Origin of the sequence: Thauera aromatica K172, assembly GCF_003030465.1 — a bacterium.
In the GTDB taxonomy this organism is placed as follows: Bacteria; Pseudomonadota; Gammaproteobacteria; order Burkholderiales; family Rhodocyclaceae; genus Thauera; species Thauera aromatica.
In genome coordinates this window covers 3,175,103-3,198,525 of record NZ_CP028339.1, presented here as the reverse complement: position 1 = coordinate 3,198,525, position 23,423 = coordinate 3,175,103, and the positions used below count along the sequence as shown (strand labels likewise).

The 23,423-nt window shown below is 69.5% G+C and carries 19 protein-coding genes; 6 read left to right on the top strand and 13 right to left on the bottom strand.

The features are described 5' to 3' along the window. Window positions 1-19: 19 nt before the first annotated feature. Together Tharo_RS15135 and Tharo_RS15130 are read right to left on the bottom strand one after the other, a co-directional pair. On the bottom strand, window positions 20-2,638 hold the full coding sequence (locus Tharo_RS15135; RefSeq protein ID WP_107221923.1) for a diguanylate cyclase domain-containing protein: 2,619 nt from the start codon (window positions 2,636-2,638) through the stop codon (window positions 20-22). Between the two features lie 37 nt (window positions 2,639-2,675). After that, window positions 2,676-3,458, bottom strand: a complete 783-nt coding sequence (locus Tharo_RS15130; RefSeq protein ID WP_107221922.1) for an exodeoxyribonuclease III — start codon at window positions 3,456-3,458, stop codon at window positions 2,676-2,678. 40 nt (window positions 3,459-3,498) lie between these two features. On the opposite strand from Tharo_RS15130, the gene pyrE reads away from it, so the two are divergent. The 3 genes from pyrE to Tharo_RS15115 all read left to right on the top strand — a co-directional run bounded on the left by pyrE (window position 3,499) and on the right by Tharo_RS15115 (window position 5,667). Further along, window positions 3,499-4,143 carry an orotate phosphoribosyltransferase gene (pyrE, locus tag Tharo_RS15125; RefSeq protein ID WP_107222458.1) on the top strand — a complete coding sequence of 215 codons (645 nt, stop codon included), beginning with the start codon at window positions 3,499-3,501 and terminating at the stop codon, window positions 4,141-4,143. Further along, window positions 4,124-4,792 (top strand): hypothetical protein, encoded by a 669-nt coding sequence (locus Tharo_RS15120; RefSeq protein ID WP_107221921.1) that lies wholly within the window; start codon window positions 4,124-4,126, stop codon window positions 4,790-4,792. Before pyrE ends, Tharo_RS15120 begins: the two co-directional genes overlap by 20 nt. Before the next feature lie 92 nt (window positions 4,793-4,884). Continuing rightward, on the top strand, window positions 4,885-5,667 hold the full coding sequence (locus Tharo_RS15115; RefSeq protein WP_107221920.1) for an NAD-dependent deacylase: 783 nt from the start codon (window positions 4,885-4,887) through the stop codon (window positions 5,665-5,667). A 50-nt stretch (window positions 5,668-5,717) separates the two neighbouring features. On the opposite strand, the gene Tharo_RS15110 is transcribed toward Tharo_RS15115, so the two are convergent. Continuing rightward, a complete protein-coding gene (locus Tharo_RS15110; protein WP_107221919.1) occupies window positions 5,718-9,599 on the bottom strand; it encodes a DUF3683 domain-containing protein in 3,882 nt (1,293 codons plus the stop codon). A gap of 172 nt (window positions 9,600-9,771) precedes the next feature. Continuing rightward, entirely contained in the window at window positions 9,772-10,173 is a 402-nt protein-coding gene (locus tag Tharo_RS15105) for a YqaA family protein (protein ID WP_107221918.1), read from the bottom strand. A 158-nt stretch (window positions 10,174-10,331) separates the two neighbouring features. On the opposite strand from Tharo_RS15105, the gene Tharo_RS15100 reads away from it, so the two are divergent. Beyond that, a complete protein-coding gene (locus tag Tharo_RS15100) occupies window positions 10,332-10,757 on the top strand; it encodes a PsiF family protein (RefSeq protein ID WP_107221917.1) in 426 nt (141 codons plus the stop codon). A 54-nt stretch (window positions 10,758-10,811) separates the two neighbouring features. Here Tharo_RS15100 and ttcA read toward each other — a convergent pair whose 3' ends face one another. Both ttcA and Tharo_RS15090 read right to left on the bottom strand, forming a co-directional pair. Beyond that, window positions 10,812-11,744 (bottom strand): tRNA 2-thiocytidine(32) synthetase TtcA, encoded by a 933-nt coding sequence (ttcA, locus tag Tharo_RS15095; RefSeq protein ID WP_107221916.1) that lies wholly within the window; start codon window positions 11,742-11,744, stop codon window positions 10,812-10,814. 98 nt (window positions 11,745-11,842) lie between these two features. Further along, on the bottom strand, window positions 11,843-12,598 hold the full coding sequence (locus Tharo_RS15090; RefSeq protein WP_107221915.1) for a pteridine reductase: 756 nt from the start codon (window positions 12,596-12,598) through the stop codon (window positions 11,843-11,845). Window positions 12,599-12,792: 194 nt separating this feature from the next. Here Tharo_RS15090 and Tharo_RS15085 point away from each other — a divergent pair, with 194 nt between their 5' ends. Further along, window positions 12,793-13,968 carry a class I SAM-dependent methyltransferase gene (locus Tharo_RS15085; protein ID WP_107222457.1) on the top strand — a complete coding sequence of 392 codons (1,176 nt, stop codon included), beginning with the start codon at window positions 12,793-12,795 and terminating at the stop codon, window positions 13,966-13,968. Between the two features lie 38 nt (window positions 13,969-14,006). Here Tharo_RS15085 and Tharo_RS18100 read toward each other — a convergent pair whose 3' ends face one another. The 7 genes from Tharo_RS18100 to Tharo_RS15050 form a co-directional block, all read right to left on the bottom strand. Further along, complete coding sequence (locus Tharo_RS18100) at window positions 14,007-16,028, bottom strand: methyl-accepting chemotaxis protein (RefSeq protein ID WP_107221914.1); 2,022 nt, start codon at window positions 16,026-16,028, stop codon at window positions 14,007-14,009. Between the two features lie 204 nt (window positions 16,029-16,232). Further along, window positions 16,233-17,036: an alpha/beta hydrolase gene (locus tag Tharo_RS15075; protein ID WP_107221913.1), complete on the bottom strand. Its 804-nt coding sequence runs from the start codon at window positions 17,034-17,036 to the stop codon at window positions 16,233-16,235. Beyond that, window positions 17,033-17,653 (bottom strand): glutathione S-transferase family protein, encoded by a 621-nt coding sequence (locus tag Tharo_RS15070; RefSeq protein ID WP_107221912.1) that lies wholly within the window; start codon window positions 17,651-17,653, stop codon window positions 17,033-17,035. Before Tharo_RS15070 ends, Tharo_RS15075 begins: the two co-directional genes overlap by 4 nt. 112 nt (window positions 17,654-17,765) lie before the next feature. After that, on the bottom strand, window positions 17,766-19,064 hold the full coding sequence (locus tag Tharo_RS15065) for a multifunctional CCA addition/repair protein (RefSeq protein ID WP_107221911.1): 1,299 nt from the start codon (window positions 19,062-19,064) through the stop codon (window positions 17,766-17,768). Further along, window positions 19,064-19,708, bottom strand: a complete 645-nt coding sequence (locus Tharo_RS15060; RefSeq protein ID WP_107221910.1) for a glutathione S-transferase family protein — start codon at window positions 19,706-19,708, stop codon at window positions 19,064-19,066. Before Tharo_RS15060 ends, Tharo_RS15065 begins: the two co-directional genes overlap by 1 nt. A 46-nt stretch (window positions 19,709-19,754) precedes the next feature. Continuing rightward, window positions 19,755-20,711 (bottom strand): complex I NDUFA9 subunit family protein, encoded by a 957-nt coding sequence (locus Tharo_RS15055; protein WP_107221909.1) that lies wholly within the window; start codon window positions 20,709-20,711, stop codon window positions 19,755-19,757. Window positions 20,712-20,806: 95 nt separating this feature from the next. Next, on the bottom strand, window positions 20,807-22,750 hold the full coding sequence (locus tag Tharo_RS15050; protein WP_107221908.1) for a lytic transglycosylase domain-containing protein: 1,944 nt from the start codon (window positions 22,748-22,750) through the stop codon (window positions 20,807-20,809). Window positions 22,751-22,792: 42 nt separating this feature from the next. Here Tharo_RS15050 and Tharo_RS15045 point away from each other — a divergent pair, with 42 nt between their 5' ends. Beyond that, window positions 22,793-23,413, top strand: a complete 621-nt coding sequence (locus Tharo_RS15045; RefSeq protein WP_245880920.1) for a 5-formyltetrahydrofolate cyclo-ligase — start codon at window positions 22,793-22,795, stop codon at window positions 23,411-23,413. Window positions 23,414-23,423 lie beyond the last annotated feature (10 nt).

Genomic DNA, 23,423 nt, shown 5'->3' with positions numbered 1-23,423 from the left:
TCGGGTCTGGCGGCTCCTTTCAGGTCGATACCGAAACCCGGTCGCGGCCGGCGCTTTTGGCGGCGTACAGGGCCTGGTCGGCGCGGCTCAGCAGCTGTGTGGCGTCGTCACCGATGAGCGCGGTGACGCCGATGCTGATCTGCACGGTAATGTCGCCGGCAGCCGTCCGCACCGGCGTGTCGGCCAGCGCCCGGCGCAGGCGCTCGGCGAGCGCCTCGCCGTCCTTCAGTCCGATCGCCGGCAGCACGGCGGCGAATTCCTCGCCGCCGAGGCGACCGGCGGTGTCGCTCTGGCGCAGGCTGCTGCGGATCACCTGGGCGGCGTGTTGCAGTACGGTGTCGCCGACGGGGTGGCCGTAGCGGTCGTTGATGCGCTTGAAGTGGTCGATGTCCATCATCAGCAGCACGCCGCTGCGTTCCGGGTGGTTGCGGGCGTCGTCGATCGCCGCATCCAGACTGGCCATGAAGCTGCGCCGGTTGGGCAGGCCGGTGAGGGTGTCGGTGGTCGCGAGGCGGGCGAGCTCGGCTTCGCGCTTTTTGCGCTCGCTGATGTCGCGCACCAGCCAGACCCGCCCGAGTGTGTGGGTGTCGCGCGCGATCGGAACCCATTCGATCGCCAGCGTGCGCTCGGGGCCGTCGCTGACTTCGATGGTGTGGCGCTTTTCGGTGCCCTGTGGGGCGTCCGGAAGGTGGAGCCAGCGCATATGGACTTCGCCGAGGCGGCTGCACAGCTGTGCGTGGGGGATGCCTTCGAGGCGCACGGCCTGGACATCGAGCGCGAGCAGCTCGCACAGCTTCTGGTTCACCATCACCACCGTGCCGGCGCTGTCTTCCATCAGGACGCCGCCGGGGTAACGCTCCAGCAGGGTGACCATGCGCAGGCGCTCGGTGGCGAGCGCGGTTTCGGCTTCGCGGCGTTCGGTGATGTCGATCAGGGTCCAGACGATGTCGCTGTCGGGATCTTCCGGGTCGCTCGGCGTGCCGTGCATGTCGAACCAGCGCGCCCGGCCGCTGGCGTCGCGCAGCGGATATTCGCAGCGCACCTGGCCCCCCGCGCGCAGGGTCGCGTAGTGCCGGTTCATCGTCTGCAGATCGGCCCATTCCACATGCAGTCCGAGCTCCCTGACGTTGCGGCCCACCGGGTCGATGCCGCCGGAACCGAAGATTTCGCGGGCTCGGGCATTGACCTGGCGGATCTCCCGCGTGCTCGTGAACAAGGCGATCGCTGCCGCGCTCTGGTCGAGCAGGGCGGTGCGCAGACGGGCTTCGGCGACGCGGGCGCTGACGTTTTGCAGCGTGCCCGCGACCTGCACGGGGCGGCCGTCGCGGGCGCGCGCGGCGATCCGGCAGCGGCCATGGACCCAGATCCAGTGGCCGTCGCGGTGGCGCAGGCGGTATTCCCCCTCGGCGCTGCCGGATGCCTCCTGCAGCAGCGCGTCAAGTGCCTGGCGGGTGCGCTGGAGGTCGGCCGGGTGGATGCGCGATTCCCAGGTCGACAGCTGGTGGGGAAGCTCATCCTCGGCATAGCCCAGCATCGCCGCCCAGCGCTCGTCGAACTGGATTTCCCCGCTGTCGGGCTCCCAGCTCCAGGTTCCGAGGCCGCCGGCCTCGAGAGACAGCTCGAGTTGATCGGCCATGGTGGCGAGACGGGCTGCCTGGCGGTGGCCGTACAGGAACATGGCGCTGACCGCCACCGCGACAAGGACCAGCAGTGCGGTGCCGAAGGCGTTTTGCACGGTGTTTTCGCGCAGCACGGCGAGCACCGGGCGGAGGGCTTCGTGCTTGTCGAGGCCGTGGATGACCGTGACCGGGTAGGTCGGGGCACGCTGCCAGGCGAAATGACGCAGCACGCCGTCCAGCGGGGGGCGCCATTCGAAGCTGCCCGAGCGGCGGTTGCGCTCGGTCCGGATCGGACTCGATTCGGGCAGGGACTTGCCCAGCGCTTCATCCATCTGCTGGGAGTGGGCGAGGTAGTGGCCGTCGTTGCCGACCAGCGCGGCGACGTCGGCGGGGCCGGGAAAGATGCGGCGCAGGGCGAGGGACAGGGATTCGGCTGTGATCGAGACGGCGATCACTCCGGCAAAGTGACCGTCGCGCAGCAGGGGGCGGGAAAGCTGGATCGTCCATTGCCGGGTGAACCGGTCGAACAGCGGTTCGCTGATGAAGGGCTGCGTGCGGTGTGCGGGACCGTGGGCCTGGAAATAGGCGCGTCCGACGACCGAAGGCGTCGCTGCCGCTTCGTCGGCGCCGGCGCTGGAAAACAGGACTTTGCCGTCGGGGTCGGCGATCAGCACGTGAGCCAGGGTGCCTTCGGGGAGTGCGCTACGGGCCAGGGCCAGGTCGTCGAGGAAGGTGCGCCCGTCCGGCCCCGCCCAGTGCTCGGCGAGGTGGCGGGCGATGTAGTCGGCATTGCCGATGAGGGCGTCGAACTGTACCGCCAGCGCGTGGGCGGTTTCGGCGGCGCGCAGCTGGATCTGCTTTTCGGCGGCCTGCAACTGGCTGCGATGGGAGGCCTGCAACTGGCTCCAGTGGATCGCCAGCGCGAGCGCCAGTGCCAGCCAGCCGAGGGCGACGATGAGGACCGCGTTTCGTGGTGTTTCGTGGCTACGGCCGGGAATGGAGGCGGGGAGGAAGGGCACGGGAAGCGGGGCGGGAGGGCACGGCAGGGGAAGGGACTCAGCGCTGGAAATCGTAATCGATCGTCAGCGGCGCATGGTCCGAGAAGCGCTGGTTTTTGTAGACGCTGCCGCTGCGGGCCGTGGCGGCCAGCGCCGGAGTGGCGATCTGGTAGTCCAGGCGCCAGCCGACGTTTTTCGCCCAAGCCTGGCCGCGATTCGACCACCAAGTGTAGCAGGCGTCGGTGGCGTCGGGGTGGAGGCGGCGATAGACGTCCACCCAGCCCTGCTCGTCGAACAGGCGGCCGAGCCAGGCGCGCTCCTCGGGCAGGAAGCCGGAGTTCTTCTGGTTCGATTTCCAGTTCTTCAGGTCGATTTCGCGGTGGGCGATGTTCCAGTCGCCGCACACCACGACTTCGCGCCCGCTGGCGTAGAGCTTGGCCATGTGGGGCAGGAAGCGTTCCATGAAGCGGAACTTGATCTGCAGGCGCTCCTCCGAACTGGAACCCGAAGGCAGGTAGAGCGACACCACCGACAGCCTGCCGAAGTCGAGCTGCAGGAAGCGGCCTTCGGCATCGATGTCGGCGATGCCCAGTCCTTCGGTCACGCATTCCGGTTCGTGCCGGCTGTAGATCCCGACCCCGCTGTAGCCTTTCTTTTCGGCATGGTGGAACCAGCCTTGCATCCCGGCCGGCGCCCGCATCGCGGCGCTGAGGTCGTCGGCCTGCGCTTTGAGCTCCTGCACGCAGACCACGTCGGCCTGCTGCTGCGGCAGCCAGTCGAGAAAACCCTTGCCGACCGCCGAGCGGATGCCGTTGAGGTTGAGGGAGATGATGCGTAACATGGGCGCTTCCGAAATGATGCTGCACTGCGGCAGACAAACCATGGATTTTAGCCGGGATTTCATCGCCCTCGCCTGTCGCAAAGGGGTGCTGCGCTTCGGCGCCTTCGTCACCAAGGCCGGGCGCGACTCGCCTTATTTCTTCAACGCCGGATTGTTCGACGACGGCGCTTCGTTCCGCGAACTGTGCGGCTACTACGCGCGCGCGATCCGCGCCTCGGGGGTCGCCTGCGACATGTTGTTCGGGCCGGCCTACAAGGGCATTCCGCTGGTCGCGGGCACCGCGATCCGGCTCGCCGAGGACGGCATCGACCTGCCCTTCGCCTTCAACCGCAAGGAAGCCAAGGACCACGGCGAGGGCGGCACCCTGATCGGCGCGCCGCTGGCGGGCCGCGTGCTGATTCTGGACGACGTGATTTCGGCCGGCACTTCGGTGCGCGAATCGGTCGAGCTGATCCGCGCCGCCGGGGCGGTGCCGGCGGGCGTGGTGATCGCGCTCGATCGCATGGAAAGAGGGCAAAGTTCCTTGTCCGCGGTCGAAGAGGTGAAACAGAATTTCGCCATTCCGGTGATCGCGGTCGCCACTCTCGAGGATCTTGTGGCCTACCTCGGGGACGCGCCCGAGCTTGCCGCCAACCTCGAGGCCGTCAAGGCGTATCGGCAACAGTATGGGATCTCTTCGCGTTGAGTCTTTTCCCCTCCGGCCCGGCGCCGGCCTGCTCCTGGTCGCCGTGTTGCTGGGGGGCGAAGCCGCGGCGCAGCCGCCCGCCACCCGCAGCATCTACTGCTGCGACGTCGGCGGCCAGCCGATCTGCGGCGACATCCTGCCTGCGGCCTGCTACGGCCGCGCCTACCGGGAGTTGAGCCCTTCGGGCGTCGTGCGCCGCACCGTGCCCGCGCCGCTCACCGCCGACGAGCTTTCCCGCCGTGCCGAACTCGAACGCCAGCGTCGCGCCGAAGAGGCCGAGCGCCAGCGCCAGCAACGCCTGGACCAGGCGCTGTTGGAAACCTACCGCAGCCTGGACGATCTCGAGCGCCGGCGCGACCGCGAACTGCGCGATGTCGAGCGCACGCTGGAGGCGCTGCGCGAGCGCGAGGCGGCCTTGGTCGAGCGCCAGCGCGCCCTGATCCAGGACGCGACCCGGACCGACAAGAGCGATGTCGCCGCCAGTCTGGAGCGCGACATCCGCACCCTCGACAGCGAGATCGTCGCCCAGCGTGGCGTTCTCGAGGCGAAGACCCGGGAGCGCGCTGCCGTGCTCGAGCGCTTCGCCGAGGATCGCCGGCGCTACCTCGAACTCACTGCGGAAGACGGCGGGATGCCGTCGTCGCGCTGACCCGGGTACGCCGGGCGGATGAAGACCGCAACTCGAACCCGCCCGCTCTGCGGCCCCCTCTGCGGTGCCGGCCCGGCCGGCGCGCTGCGGCGATGAGCGTGCCGCTCGCGCTCGACGCCGTTGCGGCCTGCATGGCCCGCGCCCAGCGCTTGCTGTTCATCACCGGCGCCGGGATCTCGGCCGATTCCGGCTTGCCGACCTACCGTGGCATCGGCGGGCTGTACCACGACCGCCTCACCGCCGATGGCCTTTGCATCGAAGAGGCCTTGTCGGGGGCGACGATGGCGGCACGGCCGGAACTCGCGTGGAAATACATCGCGGAGATCGAAGCCCGCTGCCGCGGTGCGCAGCCCAATGCCGCGCACCGCCTGATCGCCGCCCTCGAACAGGAAAAATCCATGGTCTGCGTGCTGACGCAGAATGTCGATGGGCTGCACCGCGCCGCCGGTTCGCGCAACGTCATCGAGCTGCATGGCACGCTCCACCGCCTGTGCTGCACGGCCTGCCACCACCGGCGTGAGGTCGCCGATTACGCCGGCCTGCGGATTCCGCCGGAGTGTCCGCTGTGCGGCGCGACGATGCGCCCGGACGTGGTGCTGTTCGGCGAGTCCCTGCCGCTGCGCGCGCTCGCGCGCCTCGATGCCGTGCTCGACGAAGGCGTGGAGATGGTGCTGGCAGTAGGCACTTCGAGCGCCTTTTCGTACATTGCCGCCCCGGTGCACTGGGCGCTGCAGCGCGGTCTGCCCACGGTCGAGATCAACCCCGGCGAGACCGCGCTCAGCGCCGTCGTCCGCCACCGCCTGCGCCTGCGCGCGGCCGAGGCCTTGCCCGAACTCTGGCGCCGCATGCACCCGTCCGAGCCGGCGGAGGATTGAGCGGGAACGGGCGCCGCGCGCGGGAAGCGCGCCCGCCGCTCTGGTCCGCTTTACAGCAGCACGCGCTCGATGCCGCCGCGGTTGGCCTTGGCGACGTAGTCGGGCAGCCAGTTCTCGCCCAGCAGGTGGCGTGCCAGTTCGATGACGATGTAGTCGGGTTCGATGCCCCCGGCGTCGTCGGCGAAACGGTGCATGCCCTGCAGGCAGCTCGGGCAGGAGGTGAGGATCTTCACTTTCGCCCCCGGGGCGTCCTCGCGCAGCTTCGCCGCGCCCTTCTCGATTTCCTCCTGCTTGCGGAAGCGCACCTGGGTCGAGATGTCGGGGCGGGCCACTGCCAGGGTGCCGGATTCGCCGCAGCAGCGGTCCGACAGGTCGACGCGGGTGCCCATCAGCTCGTTGGCGACCTTGATCCCCGCATGCACCTTCATCGGCGTGTGGCAGGGCTCGTGGTACATGTACTTCACGCCCTGCACGCCGTCGAGCCTGACCCCCTTCTCCATCAGGTATTCGTGGATGTCGAGCAGGCGGCAGCCGGGGAAGATCTTGTCGAATTCGTACTTCTGCAGCTGGTCCATGCAGGTGCCGCAGGACACGATCACGGTCTTGATGTCGAGGTAGTTCAGGGTGTTGGCGACGCGGTGGAACAGGACCCGGTTGTCGGTGGTGATCTTCTGCCCCTTGTCGTCCTCGCCGGCGGAAGTCTGCGGGTAGCCGCAGCACAGGTAGCCGGGCGGCAGCACGGTCTGCGCGCCGACGTGGTAGAGCATCGCCTGGGTGGCCAGCCCGACCTGGCTGAACAGGCGCTCGGAGCCGCAGCCGGGGAAGTAGAACACCGCTTCCGAATCGCCGTTGGCCTTTTGCGGGTCGCGGATCACCGGGATGACCTTGTCGTCCTCGATGTCGAGCAGGGCGCGGCTGGTCTTCTTCGGCAGGTTGCCCGGCATCGGCTTGTTGATGAAGTGGATGACCTGGGCACGGATCGTCGGTGCGACCAGTGGTGGTTTGCCGAGGGTGGCCGGCGGGGCCGCGAGCTGGGGCTGGATGAGGCCGAACTTCTTGCCCAGGCCGTGCGCCCAGCGCTGGGCCTTGTAGCCCCACTCGATCATGCCGGTGCGGATGGCCTTGATCGTGGCCGGGTCCTTCACCGTGAGGAAGGCCATCGCCGCGGCCTTGCCCGGGTTGAACGACTTCTTGCCTTCCTTGCGCAGCAGGTTGCGCATCTTGATCGAGACGTCGCCGAAGTCGATGTCCACCGGACAGGGCTTCTCGCACTTGTGGCAGACCGTGCAGTGGTCGGCGACGTCCTCGAACTCGGCCCAGTGCGCCAGCGACACGCCGCGGCGGGTCTGTTCCTCGTAGAGGAAGGCCTCGATCAGGAGCGAGGTCGACAGGATCTTGTTGCGCGGGGAATACAGCAGGTTGGCGCGCGGGACGTGGGTCGAGCACACCGGCTTGCACTTGCCGCAGCGCAGGCAGTCCTTGATGTCGTGCGCGATCTCGCCGACCGCGGTCTGCTCCATGATCAGCGACTCGTGGCCCATCAGGTTGAAGCTGGGGGTGTAGGCGTTGGCGAGGTTGCCGCCCTTCATCAGCTTGCCGCGGTTGAAGCGGCCTTCCGGGTCGACCTTTTCCTTGTAGGCCCAGAACTCGGCCATCTGCTCGTCGCTCAGGTAGTCGAGCTTGGTGATGCCGATGCCGTGCTCGCCGGAAATCACCCCGTCGAGGCTCTTCGCCAGCGCCATGATGCGATCGACGGCGCGGTTGGCGCGCTGCAGCATCTCGTAGTGGTCGGAGTTGACCGGGAGGTTGGTGTGCACGTTGCCGTCGCCGGCGTGCATGTGGAGGGCGACGAAGACGCGGCCGCGCAGGACTTCCTGGTGGATTTCGCTGATGCGGGCGAGGATGCGTGCGAACAGCGCGCCGTCGAACGTCTGTTCGAGCAGCGGGCGGAGCTCGTCCTTCCATGACACGCGGATCGAGTAGTCCTGCAGGCGGTGGAACAGCAGGGGATGCGCGGTGCGGTTGGAGAGCTCGCCGGCCTCGATGCCGTATTCGGCGAAGCGGCTTTCGGCTTCGGCGAGGGGGGTGTCGAGGTTGTCCAGCAGCCATTGCCAGCGCCGGCGCACCTGGGCGATCTGCTCGAGCGCCTGGGCGCGGTGGTCGGCGATCAGGGTGTCGCGATCGACGATCTCGTCCTTGAGCTCGAGCGGCAATTCGCCCTGCAGGAAGGCGGCCAGGGTGTCGCACAGTTCGAGCTTGTTGTGGATCGACAGCTCGATGTTGATCCGCTCGATGCCGTCGCAGTATTCGCCCATCCGCGGCAGCGGGATGACGACGTCCTCGTTGATCTTGAACGCATTGGTGTGGCGCGAGATCGCCGCGGTGCGGCTGCGCTCGAGCCAGAAGCGCTTGCGCTGCTCGGGGCTGACGGCGACGAAGCCTTCCGCGCCGCGGGTATTGGTCATGCGCACGACTGCGGAGGCGGCGGCCATCACCGCGTCCTCGTCGTGGCCGACGATGTCGCCGATCAGCACCATCTTCGGCCGGCCGTGGCGCTTGGCCTTGGTGGCGTAGCCGACGGCCTTGACGTAGCGTTCGTCGAGGTGCTCGAGGCCGGCGAGCTGCACGCCCGCGGCGTGGCCGGCGCCGCCGGGCTTGAACCAGTCGGTGATCTCGACGATCGCCGGCACCGCCTCGCGCACCTGGCCGAAGAACTCGAGGCAGACGGTGCGCGTGACCGGCGGCATCTTGTGCAGCACCCAGCGCGCGGCGACGATGAGGCCGTCGGTGCCTTCCTTCTGCACGCCGGGGACGCCGCCGAGGAACTTGTCGGTGACGTCCTTGCCGAGGCCGACCTTGCGGCAGCTCGCCCCCGGCAGGGCGAGGATCTCCTCGCCGAGCGGGCGGTAGCTGAGGCCGTCGAAGCGGCGCAGGCGAAAGCGCACCGTCTCCTGCTCGTGGATCTTGCCGAAGTTGTGGTCGAGGCGCTCGACTTCGAGCCAGTCGCCGTCGGGCGTGACCATCTTCCACCACGCCAGGTTGTCGAGCGCGGTACCCCACAGCACGGCCTTCTTGCCGCCCGCGTTCATCGCGATGTTGCCGCCGATGCACGACGCGCTGGCCGAAGTCGGGTCGACCGCGAACACGCGCCCGGCCGCGGCCGCGGCTTCGGCGACGCGCTCGGTGACGACCCCGGCGCCGGTGCGGATGGTGGCGTAGGGCGCGGGCAGCGGGCCGTCGACCCCGGGCAGGACGGTGTCTTCGACCGCGCTCATGGCGAGCAGCTTCTCGGTGTTGATCACCACCGAGTTCGCATCGAGCGGCACGGCGCCGCCGGTGTAGCCGGTGCCGCCGCCGCGCGGGATGATGGTCAGGCCGAGCGTGATGCACTCCCGCACCAGCGGCGCCATCTCCTCTTCGGTGTCGGGGTAGAGCACGGCGAAGGGGTATTCCACCCGCCAGTCGGTGGCGTCGGTGACGTGGGAGACGCGGGCGTGGCCGTCGAAGCAGATGTTGTCGCGGCGGGTGTGCTTCGCCAGAGCCTTGAGGACCGCCTTGCGCCGACGCGCGGTGTCGTCGAACCAGCGCTCGAAGTCGGACACCGCCTCGCGCGCGTGCGCCACCAGCAAGGCGACGCGGTCGTTGCCCTGACGGCGCTTGTCGATTTCGTTGAGACGATGGTTGAGTGCGCTGATCAGCGCGTTGCGGCGCTCGTGGCTGGTGAGCAGATCGTCTTCGAGATAGGGGTTGCGGCGGACCACCCAGATGTCGCCGAGCACTTCGTAGAGCATGCGCGCGGAGCGCCCGGTGACGCGCTCGGCGCGCAGCTCGTCCAGCGCCGACCAGGTTTCGGCGCCGAGCAGGCGGATGATGATCTCGCGGTCCGAGAACGAAGTGTAGTTGTACGGGATTTCGCGCAGGCGTTGGGTCATTGGCGTGCCGGGGAAATTGCTGCTGGGGAACGGACCATTCTAGCGAACCGCAGTGCACCATGCAGCAAAAACCAGGACCTTGCGCATGTTGCGGTTTTGCCGGGGGGCGGGAGCGGGCGGGTGCTGCGGTCCGGTTCCGCTGTGGACCGGGATGGCCGCCGGCTGTGGGCGTTCACGTTGCCGCCCACACCACGACAGCGTAGCGCAGACCCTTGCCGGCCGCCATCCACAGCAGGCAGGCCAGCCCGTTCAGGCGCAGCACGCCGGCGGCGGCGCATAGTGCGTCGCCGATCAGCGGCACCCACGACAGCAGCAGGCTGAGGCTGCCCCAGCGCCGGACGGCGGCGAGCTGCGGCGGCACTTCCTTGCGCGGAACGATGCGGCCGAGGAGGTAGGTGCTCATCCCGCCGGCGGTATTCGCCGCGGTGGCGACAAGCAGCGCCTGGAGCGTGAGTTCGGGGCGGAGGGTGACGAGCCCGGCGAGCACCACCTCCGAGCCGCCGGGCAGCAGGGTGGCGGCGAGAAAGGCCGCCAGCGCCAGCCCGCCGAGTGCAGCGAGCTCAGCGTCGTGCATGGCGAGGGCCGCGGGAGGCCGGTGCAACGCTGGGCATGGAGCTGGGCGGGCGAGCCTGTGAAGTCCCGGGAGGTGATGCTGAAATTGACATATGAATATGACAATAGCAGAATGTTTTTACGCATTTCGCGTAAATTGGATATTGAGGAGGCTGTCTCATGAAGACCATTCTGTCCGCTGTCGCTGCAAGCCTTGCGTTGTCCGCGCTGCTGCCCGCGCAGGCCTGGGCCAACCCCCAGCAAGAACGCATGAAGCGTTGCAATGCGGAGGCGAAAACACAGGCCCTGAAGGGCGAGGAGCGCAAGGCATTCATGAGCACCTGCCTGAAAGGAAAGCATGAGGAAGGTGCGCTGCCGGCCGCAGCCGGCGCGGGCCAGCCGGCACCCGCCGGGCAGGCGCCGGCTGCGGCGAAAACCGCTGGCGCTGCGGCCTCGGCGCCGCCAGTGGCAGCCGCCGCCGCTGCGGCGAAGGCAAAGGCGGTCGATGATCCGGCCAGGGCGACGGCGTGCAACCAGTCGGCAACCGAGCAATCGCTCAAGGGCGCCAAGCGCAAGGCTTTCGTCAGCGAGTGCCTGAAAGGCTGACGCCCCGCGCCGGGCACCGGTGGCCGCAGCGGGGCCGCGGCGCCGGCACGGTGTTCAGCGCGCGTCGCCGGGGCCCTGCAGGCGGACCACGCTGGCGCGCGCCTGCGGCAACTCGGGCGGATCGAAGACGGTGTCGCCTTCGGCCACCACCGTCTGCTGGGTCAGGCTGACGAAATCGAACAGGCGCGAGTCGGCCAGGTGCGAGGGCACGACGTTCTTCAGTGCGGTGGCGAGCGACTCGATGCGGCCCGGAAACTCGCGCGCCCAGCCCTGCAGCATGGCCTTGATCTGCTTGCGCTGGGCGTGTTCCAGTGAACCGCACAGGTTGCACGGGATGATCGGGTACTCCATCGCCCGGGCGAAACGGGCGATGTCGGCCTCGGCGCAGTAGGCGAGCGGGCGGATCACGACGTGGTTGCCGTCGTCGCTGACCAGCTTCGGCGGCATGGCCTTGATCTTGCCGCCGAAGAACAGGTTCAGGAACAGGGTTTCGAGCATGTCGTCGCGGTGATGGCCGAGGGCGATGCGGGTGGCACCGATCTCCTTCGCGGTGCGGTAGATGATGCCGCGGCGCAGGCGCGAGCACAGCGAGCAGGTGGTCTTGCCTTCGGGGATCTTGTCCTTGACGATCGAGTAGGTGTCCTCGGTGACGATGCGGTAGTCGACGCCGATGGATTCGAAATACTGCGGCAGCACATGGTCGGGAAAGCCGGGCTGCTTCTGGTCGAGGTTCATCGCCACGATGCGGAAGTCGACCGGCGCGCGCTCGCGCAGTGCGAGCAGGCACGACAGCAGGGTGTAGGAGTCCTTGCCACCCGAGACGCACACCATCACGGTGTCGCCGTCGCCGATCATGTTGTAGTCGCCGATCGCTTCGCCGACGCTGCGCTCGAGCTTCTTCTTGAGGCGCAGGAAAGTGTTCGAATGGCGGGCTTCGACTCCGCTTGCAGCGGGATGCGGGTCGGCGGGAGCGGTGGCAGCGGTCACGATGGGGTTCCGATCGGCGGAAAAAGGCGCGCAATTATACCCTCGGGGCGAAATTCAGGCCCCCTGCTGCGCAAGCTGCGACTCGGGCGGAGGTACCTTCAAAGATGGGCGCTGCGCCCGCCATCGACGGCGATGATCTGTCCGGTGATGTAGGGCGCGTCGAACAGCAGGAAGCGCACCGTGCGTGCGATGTCGGTGGCGCTGCCGGCACGCTTGAGCAAGGTGTGGTCGACGATGTACTGGCGTTCGGCGGCCGAGAACTGGCCGTCTTCGGGCCACTCGATCGGCCCCGGAGAAACGCCGTTGACCCGCACCGCGGGCGCCAGCTCGACGGCCAGGGCGCGGGTGAGTCCGGCCAGCCCGGCCTTGGCCGCGCTGTACAGGGGGTACTGCGGCAGGGGGCGCTCGGCGTGGATGTCAACGAGGTTGACGATGGCGCCGGCGCTGGCCTGCAGTGCCGGGGCCAGGGCCTGCGACAGGAACAGCGGGCCCATCAGGTTGGAGCCGATGAGCTCGTCCCAGGCGGCGCGGTCGATGCGGCCGATGGGGGTGGGGAAGAAACTCGAAGCGTTGTTGACCAGGCCGTCGAGGCGGCCGCCGAGGGCCAGCACGCGGGAGGCCAGTTCCTCGGCGGCGCCGAAGCGGGCGAGGTCGGCGCCGACGGTGAACGCGGAGTCCGGGCGCCGGGCGTTGAAGTCGGCGGCGAGGGCGGCGGCGGCATCGGCGCTGTGGCGGTAGTGGAGAGCGACACGGGCACCTGCGGCATGGAGCTCGCGGGCAATGCCGGCGCCGACGCGGCGCGCTGCGCCGGTGACGAGGATGAGCGGAGCGGGGGAAGGAGGAAGCGGCGTCATCGTGTGCGGTGTCCTGGGGAGGCGAAGCGTAGCGCGGCGGACAAGAGAGGGGGGCGGGCGCTGCCGCGGACGGCTGCGTGGGTGGGGCCCGGCGCCAGGGCGGGGCGGGAAGTGGCCGCAGCGAAATCGCCAGCATGGACGATCGGGCCTGCCCTTACAATCGCGGCTTCGTGTCGCACCGGACCCTTCTCCTCATGTCTTCCCTGCCCGAACCGTCTGCCGATGCGCTCGCCCAGAGCGCCCGCCTGCTCGAATCCGTCGCTGCCGAAATCGAGGCCGCGGGCGGCTGGATTCCGTTCTCGCGCTACATGGAGCTGGCCCTGTATGCGCCGGGCCTGGGTTATTACAGCGGCGGCGCGCGAAAGTTCGGCCCCGGCGGGGATTTCATTACCGCGCCCGAGCTGACGCCGCTGTTCGGTCAGGCGCTGGCGGCGCAACTCGAGCAGGTGATGCGGGCGAGCGCGGCGCAGGTGATCGAAGTCGGCGCCGGCACCGGCCTGCTCGCCGCCGACCTGCTGCTCGAACTCGAGCGCCGCGGCTGTCTGCCGGAACAGTACGGCATTCTCGAGCTGTCGGGCGAGTTGCGCGCCCGCCAGGCCGACACCCTGGCGCAGAAGGCGCCGCGGCTGGCGGCCCGGGTGCATTGGCTGGATGCGCTGCCGGAGCGCTTTTCCGGTGCGGTGGTGGCGAACGAGGTGCTCGACGTGATGCCGGTGCACCTGCTGGTGTCGCGCGCCGACGGGCTGTTCGAGCGCGGAGTCGCTCTTGCCGCGGAGGGGGCGGGCGCTTCCCGGCTGTGCTGGGCCGACGTGCCCGCTGCCGGTGCGGTGCGCGCGGCCGCTCTCGCGCTCTCGCTGCCGGCACCGGCGGGCGGCGAATACGTCACCGAGCTCAACCTCGCCGGCCGCGCCTGGGTCGCGGCGTGGGCCGAGCGCCTGCAGGCGGGCACGATGTTGCTGATCGACTATGGCTATCCGCGCGCCGAGTATTACCTGCCGTCGCGCGCCAGCGGCACCCTGCTGTGCTACTACCGTCACCATGCGCACGGCGATCCTTTCCTGTGGCCGGGGCTCAACGACATCACCGCCTTCGTCGATTTCACCGCGGTGGCCGAGGCCGGGTTCGAGGCCGGCCTCGACGTGCAGGGCTACACCACCCAGGCCCGGTTCCTGTTCAACTGCGGCGTGCTGCAGTGCCTGGAGCGCCGCGGGCCGCGCGAAGGGGCGGATTACATCCGCGCCGCGCGCGCGGTGCAGCGCCTGACCGCGCCGCAGGAAATGGGCGAGCTGTTCAAGGTACTGGCGCTGGGCCGTGGTCTGGACGGCCCCCTGCTGGGGTTCGCGAGCGGGGACCGGGTGCATGCGCTGTAAGGCCTTGCCGGGGACGCATGTTCTCCGACCGGGAAGATTCAGGCGCTGAGCAGCGCCATCGCGGGCCGGCGAACAGGGGCGCTGCCCGAATGGCCCTCCGGCAGCGCCTGCTCTTCGAGCCGGGCCTGGTCGAAGCGGAATACGCTCATCGAGCGCACCAGTTCCTGCGCCTGCTTGTTGAGGCTCGACGCCGCCGCGGCCATTTCTTCCACCAGCGCGGCATTCTGCTGGGTGGATTGATCCATCTGGGTGACGGCTTGCCCGACATGGGTCACGCCGATGCTTTGCTCGGCGCTGGCGGAGCTGATCTCGCCCATGATGTCGGTGACGCGGTGGATGCTGGCGACGACCTCCTTCATCGTGTCGCCGGCGCGGTCGACCAGGGCGCTGCCCTGTTCGGTGCGGGCGACGCTGGACGTGATCAGCTGCTTGATTTCCTTGGCGGCTTCGGCGCTGCGCTGGGCGAGGCTGCGCACTTCGCTGGCGACCACGGCGAAGCCCCGGCCCTGGTCGCCGGCGCGTGCGGCTTCGACCGCAGCATTGAGGGCGAGGATGTTGGTCTGGAATGCGATGCCGTCGATGACGCTGATGATGTCGGCGATGCGGCGCGCGCTGTCGCTGATGTCCTTCATGGTGGCGACCACTTCGAAGACGAGTTCCCCGCCGCGGGTGGCGACGGTGGAAGCGTTCTGCGCGAGGGCATTGGCCTGGCCCGCGTTGTCCGCATTCTGCCGGACGGTGGTGCTGAGCTGCTCCATGGCCGCCGCGGTCTTTTCCAGGGCGCCGGCCTGTTTTTCGGTACGCGCGGCAAGGTCGCCGTTGCCCTGAGCGATCTGTTCCGAGGCGATGGCGATGGCTTCGGCGCTGTGGCGTACGGTATGGACGATCCCGTGCAATGCGGACTGCATTCTCGCCATCGCCGCCATGATGCTGTGCGGATTGTGCTGGGAGGCCGGAATGTCGCTGCCGAGATCGCCCTCGGCGACGGCGCTGGCGATGTCGACGACGACGCCGGGCTCGCCCCCGAGCTGGCGGGTGATGGAGCGTGCGGCGAGCACGCCGACGACTCCGGCTGCGGCCGCCAGCGCGAGGAGGAACGCGATCAGCAGGTAGAGCTGGGTGCTCAGGCTCGAGGCTCGGCTGTCGAGCACGGTTTCGAGCACGTCCATGGCTTCGTTGTTGAGCGCGACGAGGGTGTCGATCGCCTGGGTGAGGCGCGCGAAATAGGGCGCGGGAGGCGCGCTGAGCTGCGCCGCCTCGATGATGTCCGTGGCCGCCAGCTTCAATGCCTGGCGGGTAAGCTCGGATGCTTCGCGGGCCCGGGTGCCGAGGCGGCTCTTGATGAGGGAGTTCGCATGCGAGGCCTTGTCGAGAGCGAGCGTCATGCGCTCGAGCTCGCCGCGGGCGCGCGCCACATACACCGCCAGCTGCTGGAGGTCCGCGGCGCTGGCCGTCCCCGTCGTCAGCAGCGCGGCACCGGTGGCGCGGGCCTTGCCCAGCTCTTCGGTGAGGGCGGGCAGGGCGTACACCATCGCCTGGATCAGTTGGGAGCTGTCGATTTTGGGGTCACGCGACAGGCCGTAGGCATCGGACAGCAGGTCCGTGGTCTGGAACAAGTCGTCGATCAGGGCGGTGTGCGCGGTGAAGCTTTGTGCCGGGTCGATGTTGCCGCCGGCAATCCGGGAGGTGAGGCTTTTCCAGCTTTGCCGGGCCCGGGCCCAGGTGGCCTCGATCGCCGGGTTGCCGAGATCCGCGCCGATCAAGGGAGACAGGGCATCGATGGCCCGAGCGACCTCAATCTGTTTGGCGCCGCGCCGGGCTTGGGCCTCGGCATTGCCGTTGAGCGCCATCGACGTGAGGCCGCGGTGCTGCTGGGTGAGCTGGATCAGCGTCAGGGCGGCTTTCGAGGGGGCTGCACCGCTCGCTTCGAGGCGCGCCGAGTGCATGCCGTCGGCTGCGGCGTCGACGAACAACAGGGTCGGTGCCAGGGTCAGCACGAGGGCCATCGCCCCGATCAGGCCGAACCGATGGCCGACTTTCAGTCTTTCGATGAAATTCATGGTCTCCTCGCCAATTCTGATACGCCTTCTCGGCCGCCGCCGCGGGATCTGTTTCGGCGCGGGGCCTTCGGTGTGGATGGGCTGAGTGTGCTTTATAGCACATGCACATGAATTTTATAGTTGGATCAAATAATCATATGGATTTGTTGCCGGCCTGAGCCATATGACGGTTCCGGATCGGGGAAAAGCGTGGGCGCGGCCGTGTCACAGCTTGCGTTCGCGGAGCCAGGCGTCGATATGCGCGGCGACCTCTTCCCAGCCGCGCTCGAGCATCAGGCCGTGGCCGAGATCGGGGAAGATTTCGGCCTGGCGGCCATAGGTGACGGCGGTCATGCGCACCTGGTCGGGTGGGATCAGGGCGTCGTGGGCGGCGCCGAGGATCAGCATCGGCACCTGGTGCATGCGCATCGGGTGGGGCAGGTTGAACAGCGACATGTCCCAGATCGCACGGTGCGATTCCGGCTGGCTGAGGCGGTAGTAGCGCCGCAGGTCGGCCGGCGCCACCGGCTGGTGGAAGAGGGCTTCGCGCAGGCTGTCGAGGTCGACCTCACTGCCCGTCATGATGCGGTTGAGGTCGGCGAGCAGGGCGGGGCGCTTGAGCATCAGGCCGAAGGCCGAGCCCATCAGGCCCTGGGGCGGCACCGAAGACATCAACACCGCAGCGGGGGCGTCGTACTGTTCGAGGTACTTCTGCACCACCATGCCGCCCATCGAGTGCCCCACGAGGACCGGCGGTGCTGGCAGGCGGGCGGCGACTTCGGCGACGTCGCGCACGTAGTCGTCGATCGAGTAGGTGTCGAGGTGGTCGCGGCGGCGGCTGCCGCCGTGGCCCGACAGCGACAGCGCGTAGCTGGTCCAGCCGCGTGCGGCGAACCAAGGCAGGAAGTGTTCGTCCCAGCACCAGGCGGAAACGTAGGCGCCGTGCACGAACAGGAGCGGGCTGGCGTGGGCCGGCTGCTGCGGCGCCCGGCACAGCACTTCCAGCTCGCCGAAGCGGGTCGAGTTCATTGCGGGACTTCCAGGCCGCGCTGCACCGCGGGGCGCGCGGCGACGGTGTCGAACCAGCGCTTCACGTTGGGATGGCGGGCGAGGTCGATGCCCTGCCACTCGTGGCGCCGGATCCAGGGGAAGGTGGCGATGTCGGCGATCGAGTATTCGGCGCCGGCGAGCCAGTCGCGCTCGGCCAGGCGGGTGTCGAGGACCTTGTACAGGCGCGCGGCCTCCTTCGAATAGCGGTCGATGGCGTAGGGCACGATGTCGGGGGCGAAGCGCAGGAAGTGGTGGGCCTGGCCCAGCATCGGACCGATGCTGGCCATCTGGAACATCAGCCACTGCAGGGTTTCGTAGCGCGGTCGCGGTTCCGCCGGCAGCAGGCGTCCGGCCTTTTCGGCGAGGTAGATGAGGATCGCGCCCGACTCGAACAGGGCGATCGGGGTGCCGTCCGGGCCGTCTTCGTCGACGATCGCGGGAATCTTGTTGTTCGGGCTGACGGCGACAAAGTCGGGCGCGAATTGCTCCTCGCGGCGCAGGTCGACCTTTCGCACCGCGTACTCGAGGCCGAGCTCTTCGAGCGCGATCGAGATCTTGTGGCCGTTGGGGGTGGCCCAGGTGTGCAGAGTGATCATGTGTTTGTGGTGCTCTGGGTGTGCCGCCGCCGGCCGGCGGCGCTCTTTGCCGGGGCGGGAGCGAAAGTGTCCGGCAATCGCCGCTGCGTTCGAGGATACCACCTCGGTGCGATCATGCCGCGGGGCCGCTCTTGCCGCCGAACGGCGGGCTTGCGGGGGGTGGCGGCACAGCGCCGCGGGCCGTGGCGGCGGTGGCGTCGAGGGCCCGCACCGCGGCGACCCGGGCGGCATGGATAGCGTCGGCGATGCGGCTCTTGTCGGGACAGCTGCGGGCGATGGCGCCGGCGTCGAGCGCGCGCACCGCCCGGGCGGCCGCGCGCCAGTGCGCCAGCGGCGGCCAGTCAGCGACCCGCTCCGCGGCGGCGGTGCCGCGCCCGGCATGGTCGCAGGCGGCGGCCTGGAGCATCCGCTCGAAGCGCTCCGGACGTCGCAGGACGTCGCAGCGCTCGAGCAGTGCCACCACCGTCTGCGGACGCAGCACGGCCACCTGGCCGAGGATGCCGTGTTCGCGTGCGACCATCTCGGCGAGTTCGCGGCACTCGGCCGGTGCCTTCAGGCGGATCGAGACTTCACGTGCGCGCCGCGCGCTGGCCGCTTCGTGGCCGTAGTGGTGCGGCAGGATGTGGGCGGGGGTGTCGCCCTTGCCGAGGTCGTGCAGCAGGCAGGCCCAGCGCACCGCCAGCGGCAGGGCGCAGGCGGCGGCCTGGTCGAGGACCTGCAACACATGCTCGCCGGTGTCGATCTCGGGGTGGTAGCGCTCCGGCTGGGGAATGCCGAACAGGCGGTCGAGTTCGGGCAGCAGGCGGGCGAGCGCGCCGCACTCGCGCAGGCTGCGGATCATGCGCGAAGGCTGGGCTTCCATCAGGCCGCGGGCGAATTCCTGCCAGACGCGCTCGGCGACGAGGTGGTCGACTTCGCCGTGATCGACCATCCGGCGCATCAGCGCCAGCGTTTCGGGGGCCACGGTGAACGCGGTGAAGCGCGCGGCGAAGCGTGCCACGCGCAGGATGCGCAGCGGATCCTCGGCGAAGGCCGGGGAGACGTGGCGGAACACGTGCGCTTCGAGATCGCGCACGCCGCCGTAGGGGTCGATCAGGCGGCCTTCCCCGTCGCGCGCAATGGCGTTGATGGTGAGGTCGCGGCGCAGCAGGTCTTGTTCGAGGGTGACGTCCGGCGAGGCGTGGCAGACGAAGCCGGTGTAGCCGTGGCCGGACTTGCGCTCGGTGCGGGCGAGCGCGTACTCCTCATTGGTTTCAGGATGGAGAAAGACCGGGAAATCCCGCCCCACCGGGCGGAAGCCTTGCGCGAGCATGGCCTCCGGGGTGCTGCCGACCACCACCCAGTCGCGGTCCTGGACCGGCAGCCCGAGCAGGGCGTCGCGCACGGCGCCGCCGACGACGTAAGTCTGCATCAGCCGTACAAGTCCTCTTCCGCAATCGACTCGCTTTCGCTGTGCGCCGCCGCGGCCCAGTCCTGCATGTGGGGGTTGGCGAGCAGGGTGGCGAGATAGTCGCCGGCAGCGCCCGCGGGCTTCACGCTGAAGGTCCGGAAGCGGAACGCGACCGGGGCGAAGGCGGCGTCGGCGAGGCTGAAGGCGCCGAACAGGTAAGGCCCGCCGGCGCCGAAGCGGCTGCGGCAGTCGTTCCAGATCGCGCCGATGCGGGCGATGTCGGCGTCGACCTCGGTGCTGCGGCCGAAGCCGGTGTAGTCCTTGCGGATGTTCATCGGCATGCGCCCGCGCAGATTCTGGAAGCCGGAGTGCATCTCGGCGGTGACGGCGCGGGCGACGGCGCGCGCGATGCCGTCGGCGGGCAGCAGCGCGGGGTTCTTTTCGGCGAGGTATTCGCCGATCGCGAGCGAATCCCAGACCGCCAGGCCGTGATCGATCAGGCAGGGCACCTTGCCCGAAGGCGAATGCGACAGGATGCGTTCGCGGCTGCCGGGGATGAACAGCGGGATGCGGATCTCCTCGAAGGTGAAGCCGCCCTCGCGCGCCGCCAGCCAGGCGCGCAGGGACCAGGACGAGTAGTTCTTGTTGCCGATGATCAGCTTCATCGCAGACTCCGGGTCACGGGGGAAAAGCGGGAAGGATTCGGGGGGTTCAGCGCCGTGCATGGCCGCGGAACGGAGTGTAGCGGGCGTGCGCCGCCTGCGGGCCGAGCCAGCCCGGCACCGCCGCCTCGATCGCGGTCGGCTGCAGGCCGAAGGGCAGCGGTGCGCCGTGGGCGACGTTGTCGACTTTCATCGAGCGCACGTTGTCGCGGCTCATCAGCGGCTGCGGCGCCAGTTCCATCAGGCGCGCCTGCAGCATCGCCAGGCCTTCGGGCAGGGGCAGCACGAGGCGCGGCCCGGCGGTCAGCGCGGCGACGTAGTCGACGAGCTGGCGCAGGGTGTAGACGGTGGGGCCGGCGAGCTCATAGGTCTGGCCGGCGGCTTCGGGGCGGAGCAGGCACTGGTACATGACTTCGGCCACGTCCTCCACGTGCACCGGCTGAAAGCGCGTGCCGGCGCCGGCCAGGGGCAGGACCGGGAAGCGGGCGACGAGCCCGGCGAACAGGTTGAGGAAGTGGTCGCCGCGGCCGAACACCACCGAGGGCCGCAGGATTGTCCAGGCGAGGTCGGTGCCGGCGGCGCGGATCGCCGTTTCCCCGGCCGCTTTCGAGCGCTGGTATTCGGAAGGGCCGTCGCTGCTGGCGCCCAGCGCGCTGATGTGCACCAGGCGGGGGACGGCGGCGGTGCGGCAGGCGGTGACGATCTTCTGCGGCAGCTCGACGTGGGCACGGGCGAAATCCGGGCCGTAAGGCGTACCCGGACGCGAGTGGAGGATGCCGACCATGCTGATCACCGCGTCGGCGCCGTCGACCAGACCGGCGAGGGTGGCAGGGTCATGGACGTCGGCTTCGACCACTTCCACCGTGGGCAGCAGCAGCAGGGCACCGGCGCGGCTGCGGCGGCGGGTCGGAACGAGCAGGCTCATGCCCGCGGCCGACAGGCGGTTGGCGATGGCGCTACCGATAAAACCGGAACCGCCGATGAGGACGACGCGTTGGGGAATCATGGCCTGGCTCGCTCGATGAGGTGGATCGGTGGGGCCGCTGCGCGAAGCCGGCGCCGGCGGCGGTGGCAAGGATGCGAGGTGCGTTTTCCGGAAGCTTACTCGCTGACGAGGCCGGGGGCGACCGTGCCGAGCCGGGCCTGCAGCGACTGCGGCCTTTTTTCCAGCATCGCCGAATACACCACGGCATTGGACAGCACTTTCTTGACGTAGTCGCGGGTTTCGTCGAAGGGGATGGTTTCGACGTAAATCGCGCCTTCGAGCGGCACGGCATCGCGCCAGCGCCGGGCGCGGCTCGGGCCGGCGTTGTAGCCGGCGCTGGCCAGCACCGGGTGGCGGTCGAGCCCTTCCATGATCAGGCGCATGTAGCCGGTGCCGAGCAGGACGTTGGTGTGCGGCTCGCTCAAGCGGCGCGGGTGGTAGTCGCGCAGGCCGATCTTGCCGGCGACCCACTTGGCGGTGGTGGGCATCACCTGCATCAGCCCCTGGGCACCGGCGCTGGAGCGGGCCGGTGCGGCAAAGCGGCTTTCCTGGCGCATCAGCCCATACACCCAGCCCAGATCGAGCCCCTGGGCGCGGACCTGGGGCTCGATCAGGTCGCGGTAGGGAGTCAGGAAGCGCAGTTCGAAGTTGCTGCGCGGGTTGGCCAGCTCGGCGGTATTGATCGCGCGGTCGTAGTGCTCGTGGCGCAGCGCCAGGTGGGCGGCGGCGAGGCGGAAGCCCTCGTCGCGGTCGCGCACGCCCCAGATCCATTCGCGCAGGGCTTCGGTGCGCAGATCGAGCCGGTAGAGCGCCAGCGCACGGCGCAGGCTGGGGTCGCGTTCGGCTTCTTCCAGGCGTGCGCGCGGCAGCGGTGCGGTGGCCGGCGGCGGGGCGAAGGCGTGGCCGAGGGCTTCGCCCGCCAGCATGCCGTAGAAGTGGGCTTCGCCGGCGATGCGGCGGAACAAGGCCTCGGCCTGCCCGGCTTCGCCGGAAGCGGCGTAGGCCCGGCCGAGCCAGTAGGTCCAGTCGGCGCTGTCGCGCTCGTCGACGGGCATCTGCTCGATGGCGTCGCGCACGGCCTGCCAGTCCTGCGTGCGCAGCGCCGCCCGCACTCGCCAGGCGCGCTGCAGCGGCGTGCTGTCGATGGTGCCGGCGGCGGCGAAGAGGGCGCCGGCTTCGGGCAACTGGCCGATCGCGGCATGGGTGGCGATGAGCAGATGGGCGTAGCTGCGCTCGTCGGCGCCGAGGCGGTCCTGGATGCGCAGCAGGCGGGCGTGCGCCGCGCGCGCATCCTCGCGCGCCAGGCGTGCCAGCGCGGCCAGGGCCAGTTCGCGCCCGGCGCGGGTGACGGCGAAATTGGCCGGCAGGCGATCGAGCCAGGGAGCCGGGGAGCGGATGGCCTGCTCCAGGCTGGCCGCGGCCGGGGCCGAGGCGGGAGGCAGCAGGGACAGGCTGGCGAGTGCGGTGTTCGGCGTGCGGCTGTCGATCTGGCGACGGATCCGCCACCAGACGCGGTCTTCGTCCACCTGACCGCTCGCGGCGGCATTGCGGAGCGGCAGTTCGCAGGCGGTGGGGGCGTCGCTCAGCGTTTCCCAGCGGGCGGCGACTTCGCTGGCGGCGTTGGCGTCGCCGGTGAGCAGGCGCGCTGTCCACGCGGTGCAGCGCAGTTCGGCATCGGGCTGCCGGAGCTGCGGATAAAGCTGCAGGAATGCGGCCCAGTCGCTGTCGTTGGCGAGGCGGCGCAGCCAGTCGGCGCGCAGGCGTTCGGCGAGGTTGCTGTCTGGCGCGGCGGTGAGGAAAGCCTCCAGTTCGGCCGTCGGCGGCGGCTCGCTGCGGGCGAGCTTGTTCACCAGCAGCCAGTAGCGCGGGTACAGATCGAGTGGGTGGGAGGTGGATACGGCGGCGAGCCGCTCCAGGGCCTCGCGGTCGCCGCTGCGCAGGGCCTCGCGGGCAGCGAGGATGCGTTGTCCGCCGTCGTCGACGGTGGGGGATTGTGCGTGGAGCAGGCCCGGAAACAGGGCGGCCGTGGCAAACAGGCTTGCCCAGAACGTTTTTTTCATGCCTAGTGATGCTCCTGATCGGGTACTCAACATAGCACAGCGATGACCTCCGCTCTTCCCCCTGGAATCGACAACGACGCGCGTCGCAAGCGGATGCGCGAGCATGCCCTGAAGCTGCGCCATGCCTTGCCCGCGGAGACCCGCGCCGTGCTCACCCTGCGCCTTGGTCGCCACCTCGACCGGCTGATGGCGGATTTGCAGCCGGCCTCGCTGGGGTTTTGCTGGCCCTACCGCGCCGAGCCCGACCTGCGCGACTGGGTCCGGTGCTGGCTGGCGGCGGCCCCGGGGCGGGTGGCGGCTCTGCCGGTGGTGGTGGAACGCCACGCGCCGATGCTGTTCCGCGCTTGGACGCCGGGCGTGCCGATGCCGCTCGACCGCCATGGTATCCCCCATCCGGCCGCGGGCGAGAGCCTGGTGCCCGACGTGCTGCTGGTGCCGCTCAATGCCTTCGACGACCGCGGCTACCGCCTCGGTTACGGCGGCGGTTATTTCGACCGCACCTTGGCGGTCATATCGACCGTCGCGGTCGGGGTCGGCTTCGAGCTCGGGCGGGTTCCGGACACCTTGCCGCAGGCGCACGACCGGCCGATGGACTGGCTCGCGACCGAAGCCGGGGTGATAAGGGCACGGCGCACGCCGCAGTCGTGCCGCCCCTCCCGCTGAGCCGCCGGCG

Excerpts from the sequence above, each read along its gene's own strand:
- Tharo_RS15120 (WP_107221921.1), top strand. The coding sequence starts at position 4,124 with ATGGGATCTCTTCGCGTTGAGTCTTTTCCCCTCCGGCCCGGCGCCGGC.
- Tharo_RS15110 (WP_107221919.1), bottom strand. The coding sequence starts at position 9,599 with ATGACCCAACGCCTGCGCGAAATCCCGTACAACTACACTTCGTTCTCG.
- Tharo_RS15090 (WP_107221915.1), bottom strand. The coding sequence starts at position 12,598 with ATGACGCCGCTTCCTCCTTCCCCCGCTCCGCTCATCCTCGTCACCGGC.
- Tharo_RS15085 (WP_107222457.1), top strand. The coding sequence starts at position 12,793 with ATGTCTTCCCTGCCCGAACCGTCTGCCGATGCGCTCGCCCAGAGCGCC.
- pyrE (WP_107222458.1), top strand. The coding sequence starts at position 3,499 with ATGGATTTTAGCCGGGATTTCATCGCCCTCGCCTGTCGCAAAGGGGTG.
- Tharo_RS15130 (WP_107221922.1), bottom strand. The coding sequence starts at position 3,458 with ATGTTACGCATCATCTCCCTCAACCTCAACGGCATCCGCTCGGCGGTC.
- Tharo_RS15055 (WP_107221909.1), bottom strand. The coding sequence starts at position 20,711 with ATGATTCCCCAACGCGTCGTCCTCATCGGCGGTTCCGGTTTTATCGGT.
- Tharo_RS18100 (WP_107221914.1), bottom strand. The coding sequence starts at position 16,028 with ATGAATTTCATCGAAAGACTGAAAGTCGGCCATCGGTTCGGCCTGATC.
- Tharo_RS15060 (WP_107221910.1), bottom strand. The coding sequence starts at position 19,708 with ATGAAGCTGATCATCGGCAACAAGAACTACTCGTCCTGGTCCCTGCGC.
- Tharo_RS15105 (WP_107221918.1), bottom strand. The coding sequence starts at position 10,173 with ATGCACGACGCTGAGCTCGCTGCACTCGGCGGGCTGGCGCTGGCGGCC.
- Tharo_RS15045 (WP_245880920.1), top strand. The coding sequence starts at position 22,793 with ATGACCTCCGCTCTTCCCCCTGGAATCGACAACGACGCGCGTCGCAAG.
- Tharo_RS15070 (WP_107221912.1), bottom strand. The coding sequence starts at position 17,653 with ATGATCACTCTGCACACCTGGGCCACCCCCAACGGCCACAAGATCTCG.
- Tharo_RS15050 (WP_107221908.1), bottom strand. The coding sequence starts at position 22,750 with ATGAAAAAAACGTTCTGGGCAAGCCTGTTTGCCACGGCCGCCCTGTTT.
- Tharo_RS15115 (WP_107221920.1), top strand. The coding sequence starts at position 4,885 with ATGAGCGTGCCGCTCGCGCTCGACGCCGTTGCGGCCTGCATGGCCCGC.
- Tharo_RS15100 (WP_107221917.1), top strand. The coding sequence starts at position 10,332 with ATGAAGACCATTCTGTCCGCTGTCGCTGCAAGCCTTGCGTTGTCCGCG.
- Tharo_RS15065 (WP_107221911.1), bottom strand. The coding sequence starts at position 19,064 with ATGCAGACTTACGTCGTCGGCGGCGCCGTGCGCGACGCCCTGCTCGGG.
- Tharo_RS15075 (WP_107221913.1), bottom strand. The coding sequence starts at position 17,036 with ATGAACTCGACCCGCTTCGGCGAGCTGGAAGTGCTGTGCCGGGCGCCG.